The sequence below is a fragment of the Brevundimonas sp. genome, from assembly GCF_035561115.1.
Taxonomy (GTDB): Bacteria; Pseudomonadota; Alphaproteobacteria; order Caulobacterales; family Caulobacteraceae; genus Brevundimonas.
Window position 1 is genome coordinate 1 of record NZ_DATMYH010000097.1, and the last position, 25,036, is coordinate 25,036.

The window sequence follows — 25,036 nt, forward strand, 5'->3', positions numbered from 1 at the left end:
CCCATGCGGACCTGGGGTCCGCCGCCGGCCTCGCCGCGGGGCGCGCCGCCGCCCGGAGGGCCGTCGCCGCCCTGGCGGATGACCATGGGCGCGCCCGTCACCGGCGGACGGGCGCTGCCGGGCGTGCCGGGCAGGCCGGCCGCGGCCGGATTGGGTGTGCCGAAGGCGCGGGAATAGTTGAAGCCGGTCCGGATGTCCTGACGCTCGAAGCGTTCGAAATTCAGCGGCCGGGCGTCGAAGGAGACCAGATTGCCGCCGACGTCGCGGACGAACCGTCCGGGCAGGGCGGCCTCGAGGTCGGGGGTCAGGGTCGGGAAGGCGGCGATGGCGTCTTCCGTCAGGCTGTATGTCCAGGTCGACTGGATGCGGAAATCGGTTTCGGACCAGGGCTTGAGCGTGGCGCCAAGCTTCCAGACCGTGCGGTTGTCCGAGTTCAGGTTCGGATTGCCGCCGTCGATGCGGGTGACGAGCACCGTCTGGCCGGTGGCGAAGTCGAACACGGGCGTGTTGGGGGTCGAGATGGTGGGGTCGTTCAGCTGGGAGATGGTCGGAGCGCCGTGCTCATCGGTGTAGCTGACCAGCAGGGACAGGGGCTCGATCGGCGACCAGTTGACGCCGAAGCCGAGGGTGGACAGGCCGCCGAAGTCCGACAGCTCCTCATAGCCGATGTTGAAATTGGCCGACAGGTCGCCGAGGGCGGGGAAGACGCCGGTGCGGCGGCTGGCGATGGGAATGCCGAAACTGGCCTGGCCGTTGAAGCGGTCGCGCGACTGCGAGCGCTCGGTGGTCACGCCCTGGCGGACGCTGGTCGAATCCAGCGAGCGGGTGTCGGCGCCGAAGGTGAAGGTCGAGGAGATGCCGCCGGCGGGCAGATCGAACACGTCGCCGTTCAGCACGGCCTCGGCGCTGAGCACCTGGGAGACGGAGTTGGCGGTGTCGTTCGGCAGGCGGGTGAAGTCGGCCGGGTCCAGGTCGGCGAAGGGGTCGGCGGCCGGGTCGTTGGCGTTCAGCCGGGTCTGGAACGGGGTCACGCCGAAGCCGCGGCCGGTGAGGGTGTCGGTCTCGACCCGGTCCCAGGAGCCGGTCAGGGTCCAGCGCCAGTCGTCGCCGATGTAGCCGTCCAGCACGCCGGCGATCCGGCCGGTCAGGGTGTCGGTCTCGCGGCCGAGGGCGTTGGCGGCGTTGATGTAGCGATAGACCAGTTCGTCATCGGGGGAGGTCGAGAAGGGATTGCCGTCCGGCAGGGTCAGGACGACGCCGGGCAGGCCGTTGAAGCTGCGGCTGGTGACGTTCTGCAGGTTGCCGCTGATGGTGCCCTGGGTCGTGCCGTTGATGTCGCGCTTCATGGTGCCGCGCACGGTGGTGCGCTCGCTGGCGGACAGCAGGGTGCGATATTCGCCGATGTCGGCGACGGGCTCGAAGGGGGTCGGGCCGGGGTCGCGCTCGATGTCGCGCTCGGATTCATACAGCGGGGTCGAGCGCTCGTATTCGGCGTCCATCGACCAGCGGGTGGCCCCGGCGATGCGCAGGACATTGCCCTCGATCTCGGCGGTGCTGCGGCCGCCCTGGGTCGGGGCGCGGCCGGTCAGCTCGCCGGTGATGGAGTTGAAGTTGGCCTTGAGCACGAAGTTCACGACCCGCTGGTCGGCGCGGTAGCCGTATTCCAGGGCGACTTCCTCGGGCAGGATATCCACGCGCTCGATGGCCTCGCTCGGAATGCCCTGGATTTCCTGGAAGCCGGAAATGCGGCGGCCGTTGACCAGCATCACCGGCTGGCCGTCGGCGCGTCCGCGTGAGCTGCGGGTGAGCGGTTCCAGATAGGTCAGCAGCTCGGCGATGTTGGAGGCGCCGTAGGCCTGGATCTGTTCCGCGGTCAGGGTGACGTCGGGCGGAATGTCCGAATTGACGCTGCCGCGAGGGCGGGAGCCCGTCGTCACCACAGTCCCCAGGTCGTAGGCGCCGTCATTCGTGGTCCCGGCCGGCGTCGTCGCTACGGGAGGGGTCGACGGCGGCGTTTGCGGGGTCTGCTGCGGCGGTGCGGCCTGGATCGCCCCGGCCATCAGTCCGGACAGGGCGGTGGTGACGAGAAGCATGCGATGGGCCTTCGGGGAGGACGACGAAGCTGGAACGTCGCCCGGCAATGTTTCCGTCGCGTTTCAACGGGGAAACCAAAGGTTGCGGGTGCGCGCAGCCACTCGTCATCGGGGTTCAGGCGAAGTCTGACCAATGAACTTTTGGTCAGACTTCGGGCTTTGCGAAGGCGTCGCCGGATTGCGGCGCCCCGAGGCGCCGCCAAGGGCTCCTAGCCGGCTTCCCTGAGGCTGCCTTCCAGACCCTGTTCGCGCACCTTGCGGTACAGGGTCGAGCGGCCAATGCCGAGCCGGCGTGCGATCTCCGACATGTGGCCGGCGTAGACCTCGATGGCGTGCTGGATCAGATCGCGCTCGATCTCGTCAAGGGTGCGCAGGTGACCGCGCTCGTCGAGTATGCGGATGGGCGTGTCGGGCAGGGGCGGCAGATCGATGTCGCCCATCCCGATCCCGGCGTTCGCGGGATCCGCTTCGTCCTCCTCGACCAGCGGCGTCGCCCGGCCGGAGATGGCGGGGAAGTCGTGCGGCTGCAGGAAGGGCGCATCGGCCAGGACGATGGCGCGATAGACGGCGTTTTCCAGCTGGCGGACATTGCCGGGCCAGTCGAAGGCGCACAGCAGGGCCAGGGTCTCGCCCGAACAGCCGGCGATGCGCTTGCCCTCCTCGACGTTGAAGCGGGCGACGAAGTGATCGACCAGGGCGGGGATGTCCTCGCGGCGTTCGCGCAGGGACGGGGCCTCGATCGGGAAGACGTTCAGGCGATAGAACAGATCCTCGCGGAAGGCGCCCTCGCGCACCTGCCGGGCCGGGTCGCGGTTGGTGGCCGAGACGATGCGGACGTCGACCTTGACCGACCGCTTGGCGCCGACGGGATCGATCTCGCCCTCCTGCAGGGCGCGCAGCAGCTTGACCTGCATGTCCAGCGGCAGTTCGCCGATCTCGTCCAGGAACAGGGTGCCGCCGTTGGCCTCCATGAACTTGCCCAGGTGTTTGTCGTGGGCGCCGGTGAAGGCCCCCTTCTCATGTCCGAACAGGATGGATTCGATCAGGTTCGAGGGCAGGGCGCCGCAGTTGACCGCGACGAACGGCTTGCCGGCGCGCTCGGAGGCGCCGTGCAGGGCGCGGGCGATGACTTCCTTGCCGACGCCGCTCTCGCCGGTGATCAGCACCGGGATGGAGGATTTGGCGGCGCGGACGCCTAGCGACTTGACCATGCGCATGGGCGCGGACTGGCCGACCAGGTCGTCGAAGGAGGTGCGGCCGGTGACGTGTTTCTTCAGACGGCCGACCTCGGCGGTGAGGCGCGTCATCTGCAGGGCGTTGGAGACGCCGACCAGCAGGCGCTCGGCCGAGACCGGCTTGACGAAGAAGTCCTGGGCCCCGGCCTGCATGGCCTTGACCACGGCGTCGACCCCGCCCGAGGCGGTCAGGACGATGACGGGGGTGGCGACGCCCGCGGTGCGGATCTCGGCCAGGGCCTCCATGCCGCTCATGCCCGGCATGACCATGTCCAGCAGAACGACGTCGGCGCCGCCGCCCTTGGTCAGGCGGTCGATGGCCTCGCCGCCGGATTCGGCGTGGACGACGGCGTAGCCTTCGCGCTCCAGCACGGCCTGGGCGAGGCGGCGCTGGGTCGGATCGTCGTCGACCACGAGTACGGTCTTCGCCATGGGTTCGGCCCCTTCAACATCACGATTGCGGCCGCTCCTCGTTGAAGCGGGACTGGCTCATTCCGGGACGTTTTAACCCTCACAAGGTGAAGATCGGGTTGGGGGGCAGGGTGAGCGCAGGGTTAACGGGCGTCAGAAATGGGTCAACCGCCCGCGCGGTTCTCCTTCAGCCACCACGCGTGGTTCCGCCGGTTCCGGCAGATCAGGCTCCGCCGGGCATTCCGGTTCGCCCTCCACATGGCGCAGGCGGACTCCGTCGACCAACAGATCAGGGAAGACGGGCGGGGCGGTCTCGAACCGGCCGGCGCCAAAGGCGCGCCGCACGTCCTTCGATTCATCCGCGCACAGGGGCGGCGTGTATTCGGCCCACTCGAACCAGCGTCCGTCCGCTTCCAGTTTGAAGACCGACACGGATGTCTCGTCGGCCACCAGCACCTCGTGCGCGCCGTCGCGGTCGAGGTCGAGTATGCGCGCCTCGCACACGGACCCCTCGTGACAGCCGCTGAGAATCTCCCTCAGCCGACCATATTGCTGAGTGAAGGAGGTCGGCAGGACGGCCCCCGCGGGGTTGGCGTGGATGCGGATGTCCGCGGCTGCGGGTTCGATCCGCGTGCGAGGCCCGTCCGGGGTTATCACCTCGGAATCGTAGCGATTCTGGCTCGCCCTGGCCGTCCTCGCCCGGGCGGCGATGTCGGCGCTGTCGGAATGCGTCAGGCGCTCAAGCGCCGCTTGTCCGGCCTTGCCGCTTTCGAAGCGGAGGAAATGGTAGTCGAACTTCTCCGGCGTCACCGCGCCGCGCTCCAGGCGCGCCACCTGGTCGGCGACAGACAAGCGGGCCGGGTCGAGCAGGGGGCTGAACAGGGCGAGGATCAGGGCGAGGGCGAGGACCGATGTCCAGATCGTGGTGCGCTCCAGCGGCCGCATCCAGTCGCCTTTGCGCCAGAACGGGCTGAGCGCGGCCCAGCCGTAGCCGGCGGCGAAGGCGGTGCCGACGAGGGCGCAGGCGGCGGCGATGATTCTGTCGGGTGTCAGGCCGTACTGGCCGACGCGCAGGGCCAGGCCCCAGAAGGCGATGACGATCAGAGGCGCGATCAGGACGGCGGCGATGCGCACCGCGACCCGCAGGACCGCGGGCGGCCGGTTGTCGGGGCGGCCGTCCTGATAGGCGGCGTTGATGAGGATGATCAGGGCGGCGGCGGCCGACAGGACCAGGGCGGTGGCGCTGCCGGTCTCCCACAGGCCCTGCAGCCCGGTGAAGGGCAGGGCGACGACGAAGCCGGCGACCAGCACCGTGATGACCAGCAGCAGCCAGGACAGCAGCATCAGGCCCACGGTGCGGACGCCCCGGATCAGGCCGTCACGGACATCGGTCAGGTGCACGGCGACAGCGAAGACCACGAAGCTGACGGGGATGTAGAACCAGTCCTTGCGGAGCAGGTCCTCGAGGAAGTCGAGGCCGATGATCCGGAACAGGGCCGCGCCGAGATGCAGCAAGGCCCAGAAGGCGCCGGTGAAGCCGATCGACAGGGCCAGTTGCACCAGCGACTTGGTCGCGGTGTCGAAATAGGCCGGGTAGCTGGCGATCCGCCGCCGCTCCGTGTCTGCCGGGGCCACCAGATGATGGGCGATGAACAGGGCGGCGGCGGAGAACAGGATCACCGGCGGCGACAGGAAGGGTGGCCCCTGCAGGGTGTCGGCGCTCTGGCGGGCGATGTCGTGCAGGCCGAGCAGGGCCAGGACGACGCCGGCGACGACGGACCAGATGACCAGCGTCGTCATGCGCAGGCGCCCGACGCCGGCAAGCAGCATGACCGGCAGGAAGCCGATGACCAGCAGCAGCGGGCCGAACAGCAGGGGCTGGGTCGCGGGCCAGCTCGCCACGCCGTCCGAGGCCCGGTGCAGCCAGAACAGGCCGAGCCCCTGCAACAGGCCGATCCCCAGCCGGATCGGGCCCAGCATGGGGGATGTCGCGCCGCCCAGGCTGTTGCGGCCGGTTGCTTCGGTGGTCTCGGTCATGGTCGCTTCCCCTCGAAGCCGGGATGTGACCCCGTTTCATCCCGCCTGCATAGTGCCCGCTTGAGTTCGGCCGATATCCGTGTATAGAGCGCGCCTTCTCCGTCGCAGCTTCGGCCGCGGCGGTCCTGTCCGAGAACTTCGGGGCGTGGGGGTCACCCAGGCCGTAAATGTCAGAGAGCCCTCTGACGCCGTGGGGAGATGGGGATGCAGACGGCCATCGTCACCCGGTTTCCGGGGGCACGGGGTTCGAGCTTCCTTCGGACATTACGACCGGCCTGAACGCTTCGCAGCGATGCGGCGCGCTTGAGCCAAATCCGTCGTCGGGAATAAGCCCGGCGGCGAATACCAGACTGGAGACCGCAATGGACCGCGCACAAAAAGCCGAGTCGATCGAGACGCTCAAGGGCGTCTTCGCCGACGCGGGCGCCGTGGTCGTGACCCACAACCTGGGTCTGACCGTTGCGGACATGGAAGACCTGCGTGGACGCCTTCGCAAGGAAGGCGGCACGTTCAAGGTGGTCAAGAACCGCCTGGCGCTCAAGGCGCTCGAAGCCGAAGAAGGCAGCGACTACCACGGCCTGTTCAAGGGTCCCGTGGGCATCGCCTATGCCGACGACGCGGTGACGGCCGCCAAGATCACCGCTGAATACGCCAAGGCCAACGACAAGTTCGTCGTCCTGGGCGGCTTCATGGGTGAGAAGGTTCTGGACGCGAAGGGCGTGGAGGTTCTCTCCAAACTGCCGTCGCTGGACCAGATCCGCGCTTCGCTGCTCGGCCTGCTCAATGCGCCCGCGACCAAGATCGCCGGCGTCGTGCAAGCCCCGGCTTCCCAACTGGCCCGCGTGTTCAGCGCTTACGCCGCCAAGGACGCCGCGTAAGCGGAACCGCCTCTTTCATCTCTGCAAAACTCTCTCTGACAACAACTCCTCCGAAGGAAAACTCACATGGCCGATCTCGCCAAAATCGTTGAAGACCTGTCGAAACTGACCGTTCTGGAAGCCGCCGAACTGTCCAAGCTGCTGGAAGAGAAGTGGGGCGTCAGCGCCGCTGCTCCGGTCGCCATGGCCATGCCCGCCGGCGGCGGCGCGGCTCCGGCCGAAGCTGCTGAAGAGCAGACCGAGTTCACCGTCGTCCTGCTGGACGGCGGCGACAAGAAGATCAACGTCATCAAGGAAGTCCGCGGCGTGCGTTCGGACCTGGGTCTGAAGGAAGCCAAGGACCTGGTCGAAGGCGCTCCGCAGAACGTCGTCGAGAACGTCTCCAAGCAGAACGCCGACGAAGTCGCCAAGAAGCTGACGGAAGCCGGCGCCAAGGTCCAGATCAAGTAAGCAGACCTTGATTTGGCCCTACCGCCCTTCGGGCTACTTGAGGGCGGTTCGCTGAAAATGAACGGGCCGGGGAGCGATCCCCGGCCCGTTTTTCTTTGCCCGTTTCGGCGCTAGACCTGTTCCAAGCCGGCTTGGTCGCATCACGGAGAGTCGAATGTCATACCGGGGGTTGATCGCGGCCGCCGCGTTGATGGTCTGTTCGGCATGCGAGGATCGAACAGATCAGGCGACCGGCCGGATCGCGGCGACTCCGACCGCGGCGGCGCCCGGGACCGGAAACAAGGGTGACGCGAGATGCGTCGATCCCTTTATCGAACAAGCCATGGGGCTGGCGCTTCTTCGCCAGACGTCGGAGCCGATGCCGGGTCTGATGGGCTTCCCCCTCGAGGAGGGCGAACTGGTATCGGAGACCTTCGGCGACGACATCGTGCGAAGGTGCCGGGCGACGGCGGCCTTGCTGACGGTCAAGGGCCGCGCGAGCGCCCCCGTCACCTACGAACTGGTGTGGAGCGGCGACAGACCCATGCAGGTTCGCATCGTGGAGGCCCGGCGGTTCCGCCAGACGTTCACCGATCTGTATCGCTCCGGCGGCTGAGCCGTCTCAGCGCCGTCGCGGCGCCAGGATGTCGGCCAGACGATCGCGGGTTCCGGCGATGCGCTCGAGGCGCGGGTAGCGAAGGCCGTCGTGGTAGTCGAGGCTGAGGGTCCGGAACGCCTCGTCGCGCTTGACCACCAGGACGATCGGATCGGCCACGCCCTTGGCGGCGGTGACGGCGTCGCGCAACGCTTCGGCCGAAGCCGTACGGTCGCCGACGGCCACCAACTCCCAGCCGGCGCCGATGCCGAGCTCATACAGCGGCCCGCCCCAGCGGACGGCCATGATGCGGTTGCCTGCGCCCAGGCTGAAGCCCAGCGAATACTGGAAATCGTTCGCCCAGGTGCGCTGAACGCGCTTCTCGACCGGAGTCAGGCTGTCGACATAGGTCAGGCGGTAGCCGCCGCGGGCGATTCCGTCAAGGGGCGCGCGGGCGTCCGGTCCGACCGCGTCCAGCCGCTGGCGCAGGAAGGCGGCCCAGTCGTGCGGATGGACGGCGTTCAGATGCGCGACGACGTCGTCGAAGGTGTAGGGCCGCGCCTCCCAGACGCCGTCCTCGACGCCGTAGAAAGCCCTGGCGAAGTCATCGAGCGATTTGCGGTTGTTGGTCGCCTCGCGGATCAGGGTGTCGGCGTCCAGCCAGATCAGCAGGGCCTCGCGATAGTAGTCGCCGGTGCCGCGCATCCACGACGGCCACGGGTTCGACGTGCGATAGCCCAGCAGGTTGTGGTTGGTGGTGTCCTGCAGGGCGCGCCACTGGCGGCCCGGCTGGTTCTCGTAGAAGGCGGCGATCTCGGCGATGGCCGCGAGTTGCTCTTCCTTCGAGGCCAGACCCGACCGCGCCGTAAGCACCTCGCCCCAGTACTCCGTCTGACCCTCGTAGACCCACATCAGCGTGTTCTGGGACGGGACGTTGAGGTTGGGGACGTATTCGTCGGATGGCCTGCGGAACTTGCCGTTCCAGCTGTGGCTGTACTCGTGCGGCAACAGGGCCAGGGTGCCGAAATTCTTCTGGAACCCGTCGGTGAAGAAGCCCGGCGAGGCGCTGTTCTCGGACGACCGGTGGTGCTCCAGCCCGATGCCGCCCATCCGGTTGGTCAGGGCCAGCAGGAAGTCATACCGGTCATAGTGGCGGGCGCCGTAGAGATAGTCCGCCTGGTCCACGAGGGTCCGCAGCTTACTGATCTGCTCCTCGGTCGGAGCCAGGTTGGCGGCGCTGTCGGCGACGATGTTGAGGTGGACCGGCGAACGGCCGCCGGGATCCAGATCGACGCGCTTGAAATGGGCTCCGGCGAACATCGGACTGTCGGCCAGATGCTCAAGCGAAATGGGGGCGAAGGTGATCACGTCGCCCTCGCGGCCCGTGGCCTCCAGCGCCGAACCCTGTTGCCAGCCTGCGGGCAGTTTGACCGACGGCGCGAATGTGATCCGGCTGTGGTTGTAGCCCGCCGGATAGAGCAGGGCCTTTTCCCACTGGAGATTGACCATCTCGGGCGTCATGACCACGCGCCAGACGGCGTTGTCGGGCTGGGTCAGCCATTCGAGGGCGACCTGGATCTCGCTGACGCCGGCGGGGATGTCGAGGTGGAAGGCGTGGGGATCGACGGTGTCGCGCACCCATTCGATCCGCCGGCCGTTCCCGGTGACGGTGACGCCCGAGACCAGCTGGATCGGGCCGGTGTCGGCGTGGTTGCCGGGGATGAATTTCGGATACTGCAGGACCAGAGGACCGGCGGAGACGGGGACCGTCTGGCGCACGCGGATGACCTTGTGGTCGAGGTCGGTCAGGTCGGCCTGGATGCCGATGACGCCGGGATAGTCGCGGTCCTGCGGGGCCGGGATCGGCGGCAGGGCATGCGGCAGGCTGGTGGGGACGGGCAGGGGCGTCGCGGCCTGCGAGGCCGGGACCTGGGCGAGGGCAGGCAGGGCGGCCGAGGTCAGGAGCAGGGCGAGGGCGGCGGTGCGGATCATCTTCGTGTCCCTCACGATCAACGGCGGCGGGGGGCGAGGATGTCGCCGAGGCGGTCGGGGGTCCCGGGAATCCGCTCGAGGTGCGGGTAGCGCAGGCCGCCGTGGTAGTCGAAGGCGATGGTGCGGAAGCGGTCGCCCTTCTTCAACATCATCTCGATCGGGGTCGTATTGCCCTTCGCGGCGGTGATCGCCTCCGAGATCGCGTCGGCGCCGGCGGCGCGGCCGTTGACGGCGACCACCTCCCAGCCCGAGGTCAGGCCGGCGTCGAAGGCGGGGGAGCCCCAGCGGACGGCGGTGACGCGGTTGGCCGTATTGAGGCTGAGGCCCAGGGAATACTGGAAGTCGACGCGTTCGTATTCCTTGTTCAGGGCCTTCGAATAGTCGTTGGGGGTCTCGCGCCAGACGAGACGGTAGCCGCCGCGTTCGATCCCGCCGTTCGGGGTGGGGGCGTTCGCGCCGACGGCGTCGAGGCGGGCGCGCAGGAAGGCCGCCCAGTCATTGGGCTGGACGCCGTTCAGGGTCGAGGTCACGTCGGCGAAGGTGTAGGGCGCGGGATTCCAGCTGCCGTCCTGGACGCCGAAGAAGGCTTTCGCGAAGTCGTCCAGCGACTTGCGGCCGTCGGTCTGCTCGCGGATCAGGGTGTCGGCGTCGAGCCAGATCATGGCCCCTTCGCGATAATAGTCCTCGCTGCGCTGGAAGCTGCCCCACGGCTGGGGCCGGCGCTGGGCGATGATCGGGTCGTTGGTGGTGTCCTGCAGGGCGCGCCACGACCGGCCGGGGTTGTCGGCGGCGTAGGTGGCGGCCGTGTTGGCGAAGACGTCCAGCGCCTGCTGTTTGGTCATCAGGCCGGCGCGGGCGGTCAGGATCAGGCCCCAGTACTGGGTCTGGCCCTCATAGACCCACAGCAGGGAGTTCTGCAGCGGCTCGTTGAGGGTGGGGGTCAGCTGGTCGGCAGGCCGGCGCCATTTGCCGTTCCAGGAGTGGGTGTATTCGTGGCCCAGCAGGTCGCGGTCGCCCAGCGTCGCCGAGGCGTCGGTGAAATAGCGGGTGTCGACGCTGTTCTCGGACGAGCGGTGATGCTCCAGCCCGATGCCGCCGAGGTCGTCGCTGACGGCCAGCAGGAAGTCGTAGTGGTTGTAGTGCCGGGCGCCGTAGAGGCGGTCGGCCTGATCCACCAGATTGCGGTGCAGTTCGATGTGCTCGTCCGTGGCGGCCAGCATCTTCGCGTCATCGGCGACGATGTTCAGGCGCACGGGGGAGCGGCCGCCCGGGTCGAGGTCGATCTGGCGATAGTGGGCGCCGGCGAAGAGCGGGCTGTCGGCGAAATGCTCGAGGGTGATGGGGGCGAAGGCCGCCACGCCGTTCTGGAACGAGCGCGTGTCCAGGGCCGTGCCGTACTGCCAGCCGGCGGGCAGGCGCAGGGTCGGCTGGAAGGTGATCTGACGCGCGTAGTAGCCGGCGGGATAGAGCAGGGCCTTCTCCCACTGGATGTTCAGCATCTCGTCGGTGATGACGATGCGGCCCTGGGCGCCATCGATGGGGGTCAGCCATTTGAAGGAGACGTCGACCGAGGTCGCGCCGGCCGGGACCTCGACCTCGTAGGCGTTGGTGTTGGCGGTGTTGCGGACCCAGCGCAGCGGCTGGCCGTTGGCGGTGATGCGCAGGTCGCCGAGGTCGTCGACCGGGCCGACGGGACCGTGGTTGCCGGGGATCCATTCGGGATAGAGCAGGATCAGCGGGCTGGGGCCGGCGACGGGAATGGTCTGTTTCACCGAGACGATGCGGCGGTCGATGTCGGTGGCGTCCATCTCCAGCGTGATGACGCCGGGCCAGGCCACGTCGCGCGGCGCAGGGATGGGGGCGAGGACGCGGTCGAGGGCGGGCGTTCCGACCTGGGCCAGTCCGGGAGCGGCCCCGAACAGCAGGACGGCGGCGCAGGCGGAGGCGAGCAGGCGGGCGGCGGATCGCGTCATCGGGGCACTCTGGATCGAGGGGAGGCGCAGATCACGCCGGGCGCGCGAAGGGGTCAAGCGTGACCTGCCCGCGCCGGATTAAAACGCCGTCATGTTTCGGGTTCCGTCGCGGACACAGTCCGGGTTTTCCGGCCGGAGTTTTTCGATAGAAGCGGTGCGGCCGGCCTGTTGTAGGCCGGTCATCCGGGGGAGCGTCACCATGGTCAGGGTTGTTCGTCTCTATGCTGCAGGCGTCGTGTGGCTGGGCGCCCTTGCGAGCCCGGCCCTGGCCCAGGAAGGGCCGGTCCTGCAGACGGACGACGTCGATCTGTTCTACCGGCTCTATGACGCCAACGGCGGTCGGCCCGGCGCCGACCAGCTGCAGCGCGACTATCTGGATGCGGGCTCGGAGGGGCTTCGCCACCTCGCCAGCGTGCGCAACGTCACGGGCGTGCGGATGGCCGAGGCGATGGCGGCGCGGCCGGAGATCTATGTCGAGGCCCGGCGCTGCGCGGAGACCCTGCCGAAGGTGCGCGAGCGGGTCGATGCGGCGCTGAAGGAATTCGCGCGCCGTTCGCCCGAGGCCAGATTTCCGTCGGTGACCGTGGCGGTCGGGCGCGGCCGGCCGGTGGCCATCGGCAGTCCCGCGAACGGAGTGCAGGTCGGTCTGGAGGCCCTGTGCGCCGCGACCTTCATCAATCCGGACATCGAGGACCGCTTCGTCGGGGTGCTGGTGCATGAATTCGTGCACACCCAGCAGTCGCCGGCGATGACCGAGGAGCAGGCCCACACCGTGCTGGAGATCTCGCTGGCCGAGGGGGCGGCGGAGTTCCTGACCGAACTGCTGTCGGGCGCGCCGGCCTACGCCTATTTCGGCCCCCTGACCGAGGGGCGCGAACTGGAGATCGAGACCCGGTTCGCGGCGGACCTCGACAAGACCGAACTGTCGGACTGGCTCTACAACTCGACCCTGGAGGCGCCCGGGGACCTCGGCTACTGGGTCGGGTACCGGATCGCAAAGGCCTACTACCAGCAGGCCGCCGACAAGGCGGCGGCGTTCCGCGAGATCGTCGGGCTGGCGGACGCGAAGGCGTTTCTGGCGGCCAGCGGCTGGCGTCCGGGGATCGTGCTGGATTGAACTCAGGCGGCGGGGGCGGCCGCCGGTTTCACTTCCAGCAGTTCGACGGTGAACAGCAGGGTCGAGCTGGGCGGCAGTTCGTCGCCGCCGACCCAGCGGTCGCCGTAGCCGAGCGCGGCCGGGATGACGAATTCGAACTTTTCGCCCTCGCGCATCAGGGCGACGCCCTCGGTCCAGCCCTTGATGACGCGGTTGAGCGGGAATTCGGCCGGTTCGTTGCGGCTGTACGAACTGTCGAACTCGCGGCCATCGACGAAGGTCCCGCGGTAGTGGACCTTGACCGTGTCCGAGCCCGAGGGCTGGCGGCCTTCCGGGCGGGCGCGGCCGACGCGGCGGTACTGCAGGCCCGATTCGGTGGTGGTCCAGCCGCGGCGCGCGCCGTTGACGACCAGATACTGCGCATTGCCGGCGGCCCAGCCGTCGAGCGTGCCGGTCTGCTGAACCGGTGCATCGGCGCGGGCGGCGCCTCCCGGGGGCAGGCTCGCACAGGCGGCGAGGGGGGCGAGGGCGAGGATCGAAATCGCGACGGGTCGGATGAACATGATCATGTCCCTCGATAGCCGTGAGCGCGGGCGGAATCCAGTTCAGTCTGAGCACGTTATGGTTGTTCGCCTACACAATCCATGCTTACATGAAGAGGTCGGAGAGGCTCAGGAGACTCAGAATGCCCGATCCCGTCACGCAGCTTACCGAGGTGGTCGTCGACGCCAGACGGATCACCTTCTCCTACATCGTTCCGCCATGGATGGACTCCGAAGGCGGCGGGCCGCTGCCCGGCAGCGATGAGGAGGTCGATCCGGGGTCTACCAAGATAGAATGCGTGCCGGTCGCGGGAATGAGCGACGAAGCCAAACTTCAAGCCTTGCTCATCTTCGCCATGGCGGCTGGCGGCTGGAGGTGATGCAGAACTTCCCACAGAACAAGGAGTGGGGCTCAGCAATCTACATCAATGCGCGGGGCGAACTGAGGTGGACGACACCAGCGACATCGCCCGCCCAAACGGCGCAGATCGATTACAGTCAACTTCCTCTTCGTAATGGTGTTCACGATTATGGCTCGATTATAGCCATTATCCATACGCACCCCCGATATAACGCCGGACCCTCCGGTCCCAATCACGAATACTATGATAGTGCTGATCCGAACAGGCTCCTGAGGCCGTCATTGCCGCATACGGATTATAACGGCATCATGCGAGGGGGCGACTGGGCGACATGCCAGTCTGTCATTGATCAGGCGGAATTTCAGCGGGAGCATCACGGTGGTACGGGCCAAAGGCCCGACCTAAGTCTGGTTATCGTAGGGGCATATGTGGGGCCCTCTGGGGATGATCTAGGCATAAACCAGTACACGGCGAGCGACAGAGATTACGGCTCGTTAGATTATCCTCCGGGTGGCGCGAGTGACGGCAATCCTGGCGCCCGGCATCCCATTTCTACAAATCCACTTCCGCCATGTTCTGAATAGGATGTGTGACCATGTTGATCTCGACTGCCGCCCTTCTTATCCTTGGCCAAGGTCCGGATTTTGCCGGCCAAGGCTGGTTTCAGTTTGAAACGGCGTATTATTCCACGCCTTTCGCGGTGCTGCATATCGAGGCGTATGAACTGCTCGGCCCGCGGCCCGAGGATCCACACTGGGAAGTCGCCATCACCAGCGGGCGCCGCCGGAAGGAACCCGGCGACGCGAAATTTCAGGTTTTCCGTCTCCGGTCAGGTGCGGTCGAGTGGGTGGATTCCAACGATTGCCCGTTCGCCCCCCTACTTGTCGAGATGAGGGACCTGACGCCCGCCTATCTGTTCGTTCCGGGCGTCAACCTGTCGGACCTTCATCCCGGTCCACCCGCCGGAACCCATCGAGGGTCGTCGTACACGCTGATCGCCAACACTTCGCAGCGGGCGGAGCTGGAGTTCGCTCCGCGAACGGGCGCTCAGATACAGGTTACGTTGAACGCAAACTCGGGGGCGTTGGCGGACTGGTCGGACCGCTTTCGGGGGATTCTCGAACAGTGCCGGTGGACAGTCGAGGCGGATGTGATGACGCCACGTTTGCCCGTCCCGAGCGACCGCCGGACTACTCGGCAAACCCCGGCCCCGCAGGCGCCCGCGCCCTCCACGCCCGGCGACGACGGCGAGCGCGGCTAGCGTTCCGCCTCGGACGTGGAATCTCCGACGAAGGGCCTTTATTTCGTCGAAGAAGCGAGTATATGTGCCGGTCCCGCACACACCCCCCGTATGCGCGCGAAAGCGCCGAGGCCCGGTCCGTCGCCCTCCGACCGAGCGAAGGCGTGCTCCTTCCCAAGGGAGCTCTACATTTCAGGCGTCCTGGCTGAACAAGCCGAGGGTGGACGCCGAAACCGATGGTCACGGGTCGCCCGAGAGGCGGAGCCGTGGCTGCTGCATTGAACGCGAGCTGCCCGGCTCGCGCATTGGGAAGACAGAATGGCCAAGTCCAAAGCTGAGCTCGCCGTCGCCAACGGCCAGTTCGCCCACGCCACCACCTTCACCGGCAAGAAGCGCATCCGCCACTCGTTCGGCCGGATCCCCGAAGCGGTGCAGATGCCGAACCTGATCGAGGTTCAGCGCGCCTCCTACGAGCAGTTCCTGCAGCGCGAAGTGCGCAGCGGTCCGCGCAAGGACCAGGGCATCGAGGCGGTCTTCAAGTCGGTCTTCCCGATCAAGGACTTCAACGAACGCGCCATCCTGGAATACGTCTCCTACGAGTTCGAGGACCCGAAATACGACGTCGAGGAATGCATCCAGCGCGACATGACCTATGCCGCGCCGCTGAAGGTCAAGCTGCGCCTGATCGTGTTCGAGGCGGATGAAGAGACCGGCGCGCGCTCGGTCAAGGACATCAAGGAGCAGGACGTCTACATGGGCGATATCCCGCTCATGACCGACAAGGGCACCTTCGTCGTCAACGGCACCGAGCGGGTGATCGTCTCGCAGATGCACCGTTCGCCGGGCGTCTTCTTCGACCACGACAAGGGCAAGACGCACAGCTCGGGCAAGCTGCTGTTCGCCGCCCGGGTGATCCCGTACCGCGGTTCGTGGCTGGACTTCGAGTTCGACGCCAAGGACATCGTCTACGTCCGCATCGACCGCCGCCGGAAGCTGCCGGCCTCGACCTTCCTGATGGGTCTGGGCATGGACGGCGAGGAAATCCTCAAGACCTTCTACGAGACCGTCCCCTACGAGAAGCGCGGCGAAGGCTGGGTCACGCCCTACAAGCCGGAACGCTGGCGCGGGGTGAAGCCCGAGTTCGACCTGGTCGACGCCGACACCGGTGAGATCGTCGCCTCGGCCGGCACCAAGATCAGCGCCCGTCAGGCCAAGAAGCTGGGCGACACGGTCAAGGCCCTGTCGCTGGCCGCCGACGCCCTGCTGACCAAATATCTGGCCGCCGACGCCGTGAACTACGAGACCGGCGAAATCTACGCCGAGGCCGGCGACGAGCTGGACCAGCCGACCATCGAACTGCTGGAAAGCCACGGCTTCACCACCATCGACGTGCTGGACATCGACCACGTCACGGTCGGCGCCTACATGCGCAACACCCTGCGCATCGACAAGAACACCGGCCGCGAGGACGCGCTGTTCGACGTCTATCGCGTCATGCGTCCCGGCGAGCCGCCGACCCCGGAAGCCGCCGAAGCCATGTTCAACTCGCTGTTCTTCGACAGCGAGCGCTACGATCTGTCCGCCGTCGGCCGGGTCAAGATGAACATGCGTCTGGAAACCCCGGATGTCTCGGACGAGATCCGCGTGCTGCGCAAGGACGACGTCCTGCGCGTGCTGCAGATCCTCGTCGGCCTGAAGGACGGCCAGGGCGAGATCGACGACATCGACAACCTGGGCAACCGCCGGGTCCGTTCGGTCGGCGAGCTGCTGGAGAACCAGTACCGCGTCGGCCTGCTGCGGATGGAGCGCGCCATCAAGGAGCGCATGTCCTCGGTCGATATCGACACGGTGATGCCGCACGACCTGATCAACGCCAAGCCGGCCGCCGCGGCCGTGCGCGAGTTCTTCGGTTCGTCGCAGCTGTCGCAGTTCATGGACCAGACCAACCCGCTCAGCGAGATCACCCACAAGCGCCGCCTTTCGGCGCTTGGCCCGGGCGGTCTGACGCGTGAGCGCGCCGGCTTCGAAGTCCGCGACGTGCACCCGACCCACTACGGCCGCATCTGCCCGATCGAGACGCCGGAAGGCCCGAACATCGGCCTGATCAACTCGCTGGCCACGCACGCGCGGGTCAACAAGTATGGCTTCATCGAGAGCCCCTATCGTCGCGTCAAGGACGGCAAGGCCACGGACGAGGTGGTCTACATCTCGGCCATGGAAGAGGCGAAATACACGATCGCCCAGGCCAACATCGAGCTGAAGGACGGCATGATCGTCGAGGAGCTGGTTCCGGGCCGCATCAACGGCGACTCGCAACTGCTGATCCGCGCCGACGTGGACATGATGGACGTGTCGCCGAAACAGGTCGTTTCGGTCGCCGCCGCCCTGATCCCCTTCCTGGAAAACGACGACGCCAACCGGGCCCTGATGGGCGCGAACATGCAGCGTCAGGCCGTGCCGCTGGTGCAGTCCGACGCGCCGCTGGTCGGCACCGGCATGGAGGCGGTCGTGGCCGTGGACTCCGGCGCCGTCGTGGTCGCCCGTCGTGACGGCGTCGTCGAACAGATCGACGGCACCCGCATCGTCGTGCGCGCCACCAACGAGCTCGACGCCGGCCGTTCGGGCGTCGACATCTATCGCCTGTCGAAATTCCAGCGTTCCAACCAGTCGACCTGCATCAACCAGCGCCCGATCGTGCGCGTGGGCGATGAGGTGAAGGTCGGCGACGTGATCGCCGACGGCCCGTCGACGGACCTGGGCGAACTGGCCCTGGGCCGCAACGCCCTCGTCGCCTTCATGCCGTGGAACGGCTACAATTTCGAAGACTCGATCCTGATCTCGGAGCGCATCGTGCGCGACGACGTCTTCACCTCGATCCACATCGAGGAGTTCGAGGTCATGGCCCGCGACACCAAGCTGGGGCCGGAAGAGATCACCCGCGACATCCCGAACGTCGGCGAGGAAGCCCTGCGCAACCTCGACGAGGCCGGCATCGTGGCGATCGGCGCCGAGGTCCAGCCGGGCGACATCCTGTGCGGCAAGGTCACGCCCAAGGGCGAGAGCCCGATGACGCCGGAAGAGAAGCTGCTGCGCGCCATCTTCGGCGAGAAGGCTTCGGACGTCCGCGACACCAGCCTGCGCCTGCCGCCCGGCGTCGCCGGCACCATCGTCGACGTGCGCGTCTTCAACCGCCACGGCGTCGACAAGGACGAGCGGGCCATCGCCATCGAGCGTTCGGAAATCGAGCGCCTCGGCAAGGACCGCGACGACGAGCTCAAGATCCTCGAGCGCAACGTCTACGGCCGCCTGAAGCCGCTGATCCTCGGCAAGAACGCCACCTCGGGTCCGAAGGGCCTGGGCCGCGGCGTGGTCTCGGAAGAGAAGCTGGGCGAGCTGTCGCGCGGCCTGTGGTGGCAGATCGCCCTCGACGACGAGAAGGCGATGGGCGAGCTGGAAGCCATGAAGAAGCAGTTCGAGGACGCCCGCAAGGCGCTCGACCGCCGCTTCGAGGACAAGGTCGAGAAGCTGCAGCGCGGCGACGAACTGCCCCCCGGCGTGATGAAGATGGTCAAGGTCTTCGTGGCCGTGAAGCGCAAGCTTCAGCCCGGCGACAAGATGGCCGGCCGTCACGGCAACAAGGGCGTCATCTCCAAGATCCTGCCGATTGAGGACATGCCGCACCTGGAAGACGGCACCTCGGTGGACGTCGTTCTGAACCCGCTGGGCGTGCCCTCGCGCATGAACATCGGCCAGATCTTCGAAACCCACCTGGGCTGGGCCGCCGCCGGTCTCGGCAAGCAGATCCAGGGTCTTCTGGAAGCCTGGCAACAGGGCGGACAGAAGAAGGCGCTGGTCGATCACCTGACCAGCATCTACGGCCCGGACACCCCGCTTCCCGACTCGGAAGAGGACCTGATCGAGCTGGCGAAGAACCTGTCCAAGGGCGTTCCGTTCGCCACCCCGGTGTTCGACGGTGCGCACATCAACGACATCGAGGAACTGCTGGAGAAGGCGGGTCTGGACCGCACCGGCCAGTCGATCGTCTATGACGGCCAGACCGGCGAGCAGTTCAAGCGTCCGGTCACGGTCGGCTACATCTACATGCTGAAGCTGCACCACCTGGTCGACGACAAGATCCACGCCCGTTCCATCGGGCCGTACTCGCTCGTCACCCAGCAACCGCTGGGCGGCAAGGCGCAGTTCGGCGGCCAGCGCTTCGGCGAGATGGAGGTGTGGGCCCTGGAAGCCTACGGCGCCGCCTACACCCTGCAGGAAATGCTGACGGTGAAGTCGGACGACGTGGCCGGCCGGACCAAGGTCTACGAGGCCATCGTCCGCGGCGACGACAGCTTCGAGGCGGGCATTCCCGAGAGCTTCAACGTGCTCGTCAAGGAAATGCGCTCGCTGGGTCTGAACGTGGAGCTGGAGAACAGCTGAGCCTGACGTCTCCTCCCTGTCGCGCAGCGACGGGGAGGGGGACCGCGAAGCGGTGGAGGGGTTGAAGTTCGCGCAAGCGGCATGACCCCTCCACCATCCTTCGGATGGTCCCCCTCCCCATTCGCAAGAGCGAACGGGGAGGAGACGAGGTCGCCGTCCTCCACTTTTGAGATTTATCGCGGGTCACCCCGCAGAAGGAATCAAGATGAACCAGGAAGTCCTGAACATCTTCAACGCGGTCCCGGTCACTCCGACCTTCGACCAGATCAAGATCGCCCTCGCCAGCCCGGAAAAGATCCGGTCGTGGTCGTTCGGCGAGATCAAGAAGCCCGAGACCATCAACTACCGCACGTTCAAGCCCGAGCGTGACGGCCTGTTCTGCGCCCGTATCTTTGGCCCGACCAAGGATTACGAATGCCTGTGCGGCAAGTACAAGCGTATGAAATACAAGGGTATTATCTGCGAGAAGTGCGGCGTTGAGGTCACCCTGGCCCGCGTCCGGCGCGAGCGGATGGGCCACATCGAGCTCGCCTCCCCGGTCGCCCACATCTGGTTCCTGAAGTCGCTGCCGTCGCGCATCTCGCTGATGCTGGACATGGCGCTGAAGGACGTGGAGCGGGTCCTCTATTTCGAGAACTACATCGTTACCGAGCCGGGCCTGACCCCGCTGAAGCAGAACCAGCTGCTGACGGAAGACGAGTTCTACCGCTACCAGGACGAGTTCGGCGATGACGGCTTCACCGCCGAGATCGGCGCCGAGGCCGTGCGCAACCTGCTGATCGGCATCGACCTGCACGCCGAGGCTGAAAAGCACCGCGGCGAACTGGCCGACAGCCCCTCGGAAATGAAGGCCAAGAAGGCCTCCAAGCGCCTGAAGCTGATCGAGGCCTTCCTCGAAAGCGGCAACAAGCCCGAGTGGATGATCCTGACGGTCGTGCCGGTGATCCCGCCGGAACTGCGCCCGCTGGTGCCGCTGGACGGCGGCCGTTTCGCGACCTCCGACCTGAACGACCTGTACCGCCGGGTCATCAACCGGAACAACCGCCTGAAGCGCCTGATCGAGCTGCGCGCGCCCGACATCATCATCCGCAACGAAAAGCGGATGCTGCAGGAATCGGTCGACGCCCTGTTCGACAACGGCCGTCGCGGTCGCGTGATCACGGGCGCCAACAAGCGTCCGCTGAAGTCGCTCGCCGACATGCTGAAGGGCAAGCAGGGCCGCTTCCGCCAGAACCTTCTGGGCAAGCGCGTCGACTATTCCGGCCGTTCGGTCATCACCGTGGGTCCCGAGCTGAAGCTGCATGAATGCGGCCTGCCCAAGAAGATGGCGCTCGAGCTGTTCAAGCCGTTCATCTATGCGCGCCTTGACGCCAAGGGCCTGTCGGGCACCGTCAAACAGTCCAAGCGCATGGTCGAGCGCGAGCAGCCGCAGGTGTGGGATATCCTCGACGAGGTCATCCGCGAGCACCCGGTCCTGCTGAACCGCGCGCCGACGCTTCACCGCCTGGGCATCCAGGCGTTCGAGCCCAAGCTGATCGAGGGCAAGGCCATCCGCCTGCACCCGCTGGTCTGCACCGCCTTCAACGCCGACTTCGACGGCGACCAGATGGCCGTCCACGTCCCGCTGAGCCTCGAGGCCCAGCTGGAAGCGCGCGTCCTGATGATGTCGACGAACAACATCCTGTCGCCCGCCAACGGCAAGCCGATCATCGTGCCGTCGCAGGACATCGTCCTGGGCCTGTACTACCTGTCGCTGGTCAAGGAAGGCGAGAAGGGCGAGGGCAAGCTGTTCGCCAACATGGGCGAGATCGATGCCGCGCTCGACGCCGGCGTGGTCAGCCTGCACACCAAGATCAAGGCCCGCTGGACCGAGATGAACGCCGCCGGCGAAGTCATCACCAGGGTCATCGACACGACCCCGGGCCGGATGAAGCTGGGCGCGCTGCTGCCGCACAATGCGAACATCGGCTACCGCCTGCTCGAGAAGAACCTGACCAAGAAGGAGATCGGCAACCTGATCGATCAGGTCTATCGCCACTGCGGTCAGAAGGCGACGGTCATCTTCGCCGACCAGATGATGCAGCTGGGCTTCCGTGAAGCCGCCAAGGCCGGCATCTCCTTCGGCAAGGACGACATCGTCATCCCGGCCGCCAAGGCCACCCTGGTCGCCGCCACCCGGACCCAGGTCGAGGAGTACGAGCAACAGTACGCCGACGGCCTGATCACCAAGGGCGAGAAGTACAACAAGGTCGTCGACGCCTGGGCCAAGGCCACGGACAAGATCGCCGACGCGATGATGGGCGAGATCGCGCAACCGCGCGTCCTGGCCAAGGGTCAGGCGCCGGACATCAACTCGGTGTTCATGATGGCCAACTCGGGCGCCCGGGGTTCGCAGGCGCAGATGAAGCAGCTGGGCGGCATGCGGGGCCTGATGGCCAAGCCGTCGGGCGAGATCATCGAAACGCCGATCATCTCGAACTTCAAGGAAGGCCTGACCGTCCTTGAATACTTCAACTCCACCCACGGCGCCCGCAAGGGTCTGGCCGACACCGCGCTGAAGACCGCCAACTCCGGCTATCTGACGCGTCGTCTGGTCGACGTGGCGCAGGACTCGATCGTCACCGAGGACGATTGCGGCTCGACGCGGGGCATCACCCTGCGCGCCGTGGTCGAAGGCGGCGACGTGCTGGTCTCGCTGGGTCAACGCGTCCTGGGGCGTTACGCGGCCGAGGACATCAAGGAGCCGGGCGGCGACACCGTCCTGTTCCCCGCGGACACCTATCTGCAAGAGGAAGAAGTCGAGGTCATCGACCAGGCCGGCGTCCAGTCGGTCAAGGTCCGCTCGGCCCTGACCTGCGAAGCCGAAGCCGGCATCTGCGCCTATTGCTACGGGCGTGACCTGGCGCGCGGCACCAACGTCAACATCGGCGAAGCGGTCGGCGTCATCGCCGCCCAGTCGATCGGCGAACCCGGCACCCAGCTGACGATGCGGACCTTCCACATCGGCGGCACGGCGCAGGTGGCGGAAACCTCGTTCTACGAGGCGACCAACCCCGGCGTCGCCAAGATCACGGGCCCGACCGTCAAGGCGGCGCACGGCGATCTGGTGGCCATGAGCCGCAACGTCGTCGTCACCATCGTGGTCGACGGCAAGGACCGCGAGAGCCACAAGATTCCATACGGCGCCCGTCTGCGGGTGGTCGAAGGTTCGGACGTCAAGCGCAGCCAGCGTCTGGCGGAGTGGGACCCCTACACCTCGCCGATCCTGACCGAAGTCGGCGGCGTGATCCGGTTCGAGGATCTGGTCGAGGGCCTGTCGGTCCGCGAGGAAACCGACGAGGCGACGGGCATCGCCCAGCGCGTCGTCAGCGACTGGCGCGCCAGCCCGCGTGGGGCCGACCTGCGTCCGGCCATGGGCGTCACCTCGGGCGACGCCTACGCCAAGCTGGCCTCGGGCTCCGACGCCCGTTACCTGCTGCCGGTGGGCGCGGTTCTGTCCGTGAACAACGGCGATGTGGTCAAGCCGGGCGAGATCATCGCCCGCGTCCCGACCGAAGGCGCCAAGACGCGCGACATCACCGGCGGTCTGCCGCGGGTGGCCGAGCTGTTCGAGGCCCGTCGTCCCAAGGACTGCGCGGTCATCGCCGAGATGGACGGCCGCGTGGAATTCGGACGCGACTACAAGAACAAGCGTCGCATCAAGATCACGCCGGAACCGGACGCCGACGGCAACCAGGCCGAACCGGTCGAATTCCTGATCCCCAAGGGCAAGCACATCTCCGTCCACGACGGCGATCTGATCAACAAGGGCGACTACATCATCGACGGCAACCCGGATCCGCACGACCTGCTGCGCATCCAGGGCGTCGAGGCCCTGGCCGAGTACCTGGTGAACGAAGTGCAGGAGGTCTACCGACTGCAAGGCGTGCCGATCAACGACAAGCACATCGAGGTGATCGTTCGCCAGATGCTGCAGAAGGTCGAGATCCTGGACTCGGGCGAAACCACCCTGATCCGCGGCGACACGGTCGAGGTGGCGGAAGCCGTTCTGGAGAACGCCAAGGTCGAGAAGCGCGGCGGCCGTATCGCCACCACCCAGCCGGTCCTGCTGGGCATCACCAAGGCGTCGCTGCAGACCCGCAGCTTCATCTCGGCGGCGTCCTTCCAGGAGACCACCCGCGTCCTCACCGACGCCTCGGTCAACGGCAAGGTCGATACGCTGGAAGGCCTGAAGGAGAACGTCATCGTCGGCCGCCTGATTCCGGCCGGCACGGGCGCCTATCTCCGCGCCCTGCAGAAGATCGCCAACGAACGCGACGCCGAACTGACGTCGCAGCGGGAAGAGGCCATCGAGCCGCTTCCGGCCGATCTGGCGCTGGAGCTGGAGAGCAGCGAAGGCTGATCCCGGGTCGAGCCCGGGATGACAATCCAACCGTGATGAGGGCGGCCCCGGCGACGGGGCCGCCCTTTTCTTTTGGTGCTTTCATGGTGAAGCTGGGGGCCGCCCGGAGAGCCGCCATGACCCTGATCCCCCTTCCGTCCTTCCGCCTCGACGGCAAGCGCGCCCTTGTGACGGGCGGAGGACGGGGCATCGGCGCGGCCGGGGCCGAGGTCTTCGCCCAGGCGGGGGCGGCGGTGACCCTGTGCGGCCGCACCGCCGGCGACCTCGACGCGCGGGTGCGGGCGATCCGCGAGGCCGGGTTCGAGGCCGACGCCTTTGTGCTGGACGTCACCGACATCGCCGCTGTGGGGCGCGAGATCGCGGCGCGGGGGCCGTTCGACATCCTGCTGAACAACGCCGGGGCGAACCGCATCCGCCCGATCACCGAGGTGACGGAAGAGGACTATGACGCGGTCCTGACCCTCAATCTGAAGTCCGCCCTGTTCGTGGCCCAGGCGGTGGCGAAGGGACTGCTGGAGGCGGGCCGGCCCGGGTCGATCATCAATGTCTCGTCGCAGATGGGCCATGTCGGCGGGGCAGGGCGGTCGCTGTACAGCGCCTCGAAATGGGGGCTGGAGGGGCTGACCCGCTGCATGGCGATCGATCTGGCGCCGCATGGGCTGCGGGTGAACACCATCTGCCCGACCTTCATCGACACCGCCATGACCCGGCCGATCCTCGACACCCCCGGGACGCGCGACTTCGTGCTGAGCCGCATCAAGCTGGGGCGGCTGGGCCGGATGGAGGAGCTGACCGGGGCGCTTCTGCTGCTGGCGTCCGACGCCTCCACCCTGATGACGGGCGGGTCGGTGATGGTCGACGGGGGCTGGACCGCGGGCTGATCAGTCGCGGTCGAAGCCGCCGCCGGGGGTCATCGGCTGGCCGGCGGCGCGGTCGCCGTCGCGGCGGGTGCGGACGTTGCGGGTCGAGTCCGGACGCAGCGATGGGTCCAGGTGCGCGCCGGCCACGCCCATGCCGAAGTTGGAGCCGGGCCCGTCCTGGGGCCCGACGTTGCCGCTGCCGCCGGCGAGGGGTCGGCGGCGGGCCTCATATTCGGCGAGGCGGCGGGCCCCCTCGCGGGCGAAGCGGGCGTCGCGTTCCGGGTTGCCCGTGCCTTCGATGGGCCGGGCGGCGGCGGCCCGCTGGCCGAAGCGGTCCCTGCAGACCATTTGTTCGGCCGCGCTGAGGATTTCGGGCGAGGCGCAGCCGAGGGTGCTGGTCCGCAGTTGCTGGCCGATGCGGTCGCCGAGGGTGCGGGGACGGACGCCCCAGGCG

General features: G+C 67.2%; 16 protein-coding genes. 9 read left to right on the plus strand and 7 right to left on the minus strand.

All coding sequences use genetic code 11. The features are described 5' to 3' along the window. The 3 genes from VN378_RS12690 to VN378_RS12700 form a co-directional block, all read right to left on the minus strand. Window positions 1–2,093: TonB-dependent receptor plug domain-containing protein (locus tag VN378_RS12690; RefSeq protein WP_325743942.1), on the minus strand; the 2,093-nt coding region annotated here is incomplete at its 3' end. A 209-nt stretch (window positions 2,094–2,302) separates the two neighbouring features. Further along, complete coding sequence (locus VN378_RS12695) at window positions 2,303–3,760, minus strand: sigma-54 dependent transcriptional regulator (protein ID WP_325743943.1); 1,458 nt, start codon at window positions 3,758–3,760, stop codon at window positions 2,303–2,305. A 132-nt stretch (window positions 3,761–3,892) separates the two neighbouring features. Beyond that, the gene (locus VN378_RS12700) at window positions 3,893–5,776 is read right to left on the minus strand and encodes a DUF4153 domain-containing protein (RefSeq protein ID WP_325743944.1); all 1,884 of its coding nucleotides are present in this window, start codon (window positions 5,774–5,776) and stop codon (window positions 3,893–3,895) included. Window positions 5,777–6,138: 362 nt separating this feature from the next. On the opposite strand from VN378_RS12700, the gene rplJ reads away from it, so the two are divergent. From rplJ to VN378_RS12715, 3 genes are all read left to right on the plus strand, one after another. Next, on the plus strand, window positions 6,139–6,654 hold the full coding sequence (gene rplJ, locus VN378_RS12705; protein WP_325743945.1) for a 50S ribosomal protein L10: 516 nt from the start codon (window positions 6,139–6,141) through the stop codon (window positions 6,652–6,654). Window positions 6,655–6,720: 66 nt separating this feature from the next. After that, window positions 6,721–7,104: a 50S ribosomal protein L7/L12 gene (gene rplL, locus VN378_RS12710; RefSeq protein ID WP_300467827.1), complete on the plus strand. Its 384-nt coding sequence runs from the start codon at window positions 6,721–6,723 to the stop codon at window positions 7,102–7,104. 154 nt (window positions 7,105–7,258) lie between these two features. Beyond that, the gene (locus tag VN378_RS12715) at window positions 7,259–7,699 is read left to right on the plus strand and encodes a hypothetical protein (protein WP_325743946.1); all 441 of its coding nucleotides are present in this window, start codon (window positions 7,259–7,261) and stop codon (window positions 7,697–7,699) included. Window positions 7,700–7,705: 6 nt separating this feature from the next. On the opposite strand, the gene VN378_RS12720 is transcribed toward VN378_RS12715, so the two are convergent. Next, entirely contained in the window at window positions 7,706–9,670 is a 1,965-nt protein-coding gene (locus tag VN378_RS12720) for a peptidase M61 (protein ID WP_325743947.1), read from the minus strand. A 17-nt stretch (window positions 9,671–9,687) separates the two neighbouring features. Next, a complete protein-coding gene (locus VN378_RS12725) occupies window positions 9,688–11,643 on the minus strand; it encodes a peptidase M61 (protein ID WP_325743948.1) in 1,956 nt (651 codons plus the stop codon). A 199-nt stretch (window positions 11,644–11,842) separates the two neighbouring features. Here VN378_RS12725 and VN378_RS12730 point away from each other — a divergent pair, with 199 nt between their 5' ends. Beyond that, window positions 11,843–12,760 (plus strand): DUF2268 domain-containing putative Zn-dependent protease, encoded by a 918-nt coding sequence (locus VN378_RS12730; protein ID WP_325743949.1) that lies wholly within the window; start codon window positions 11,843–11,845, stop codon window positions 12,758–12,760. 2 nt (window positions 12,761–12,762) lie between these two features. Here the strand turns inward: VN378_RS12730 and VN378_RS12735 are convergent, their stop codons facing one another. Then, a complete protein-coding gene (locus VN378_RS12735; RefSeq protein WP_325743950.1) occupies window positions 12,763–13,302 on the minus strand; it encodes an FKBP-type peptidyl-prolyl cis-trans isomerase in 540 nt (179 codons plus the stop codon). A 122-nt stretch (window positions 13,303–13,424) separates the two neighbouring features. Between VN378_RS12735 and VN378_RS12740 the strand changes: the two genes are divergently transcribed. The 5 genes from VN378_RS12740 to VN378_RS12760 all read left to right on the plus strand — a co-directional run bounded on the left by VN378_RS12740 (window position 13,425) and on the right by VN378_RS12760 (window position 24,603). Further along, window positions 13,425–13,661: a hypothetical protein gene (locus VN378_RS12740; RefSeq protein ID WP_325743951.1), complete on the plus strand. Its 237-nt coding sequence runs from the start codon at window positions 13,425–13,427 to the stop codon at window positions 13,659–13,661. A 577-nt stretch (window positions 13,662–14,238) separates the two neighbouring features. Continuing rightward, complete coding sequence (locus VN378_RS12745; protein WP_325743952.1) at window positions 14,239–14,904, plus strand: hypothetical protein; 666 nt, start codon at window positions 14,239–14,241, stop codon at window positions 14,902–14,904. Window positions 14,905–15,201: 297 nt separating this feature from the next. Further along, complete coding sequence (gene rpoB, locus VN378_RS12750) at window positions 15,202–19,320, plus strand: DNA-directed RNA polymerase subunit beta (protein ID WP_325743953.1); 4,119 nt, start codon at window positions 15,202–15,204, stop codon at window positions 19,318–19,320. 205 nt (window positions 19,321–19,525) lie between these two features. Continuing rightward, the gene (gene rpoC, locus VN378_RS12755; protein ID WP_325743954.1) at window positions 19,526–23,722 is read left to right on the plus strand and encodes a DNA-directed RNA polymerase subunit beta'; all 4,197 of its coding nucleotides are present in this window, start codon (window positions 19,526–19,528) and stop codon (window positions 23,720–23,722) included. Window positions 23,723–23,838: 116 nt separating this feature from the next. Further along, window positions 23,839–24,603 (plus strand): SDR family NAD(P)-dependent oxidoreductase, encoded by a 765-nt coding sequence (locus VN378_RS12760; RefSeq protein WP_325743955.1) that lies wholly within the window; start codon window positions 23,839–23,841, stop codon window positions 24,601–24,603. On the opposite strand, the gene VN378_RS12765 is transcribed toward VN378_RS12760, so the two are convergent. Beyond that, window positions 24,604–25,036 (minus strand): hypothetical protein (locus VN378_RS12765; RefSeq protein WP_325743956.1); only part of this gene is annotated, 433 nt, incomplete at its 5' end. It abuts the gene before it with no gap.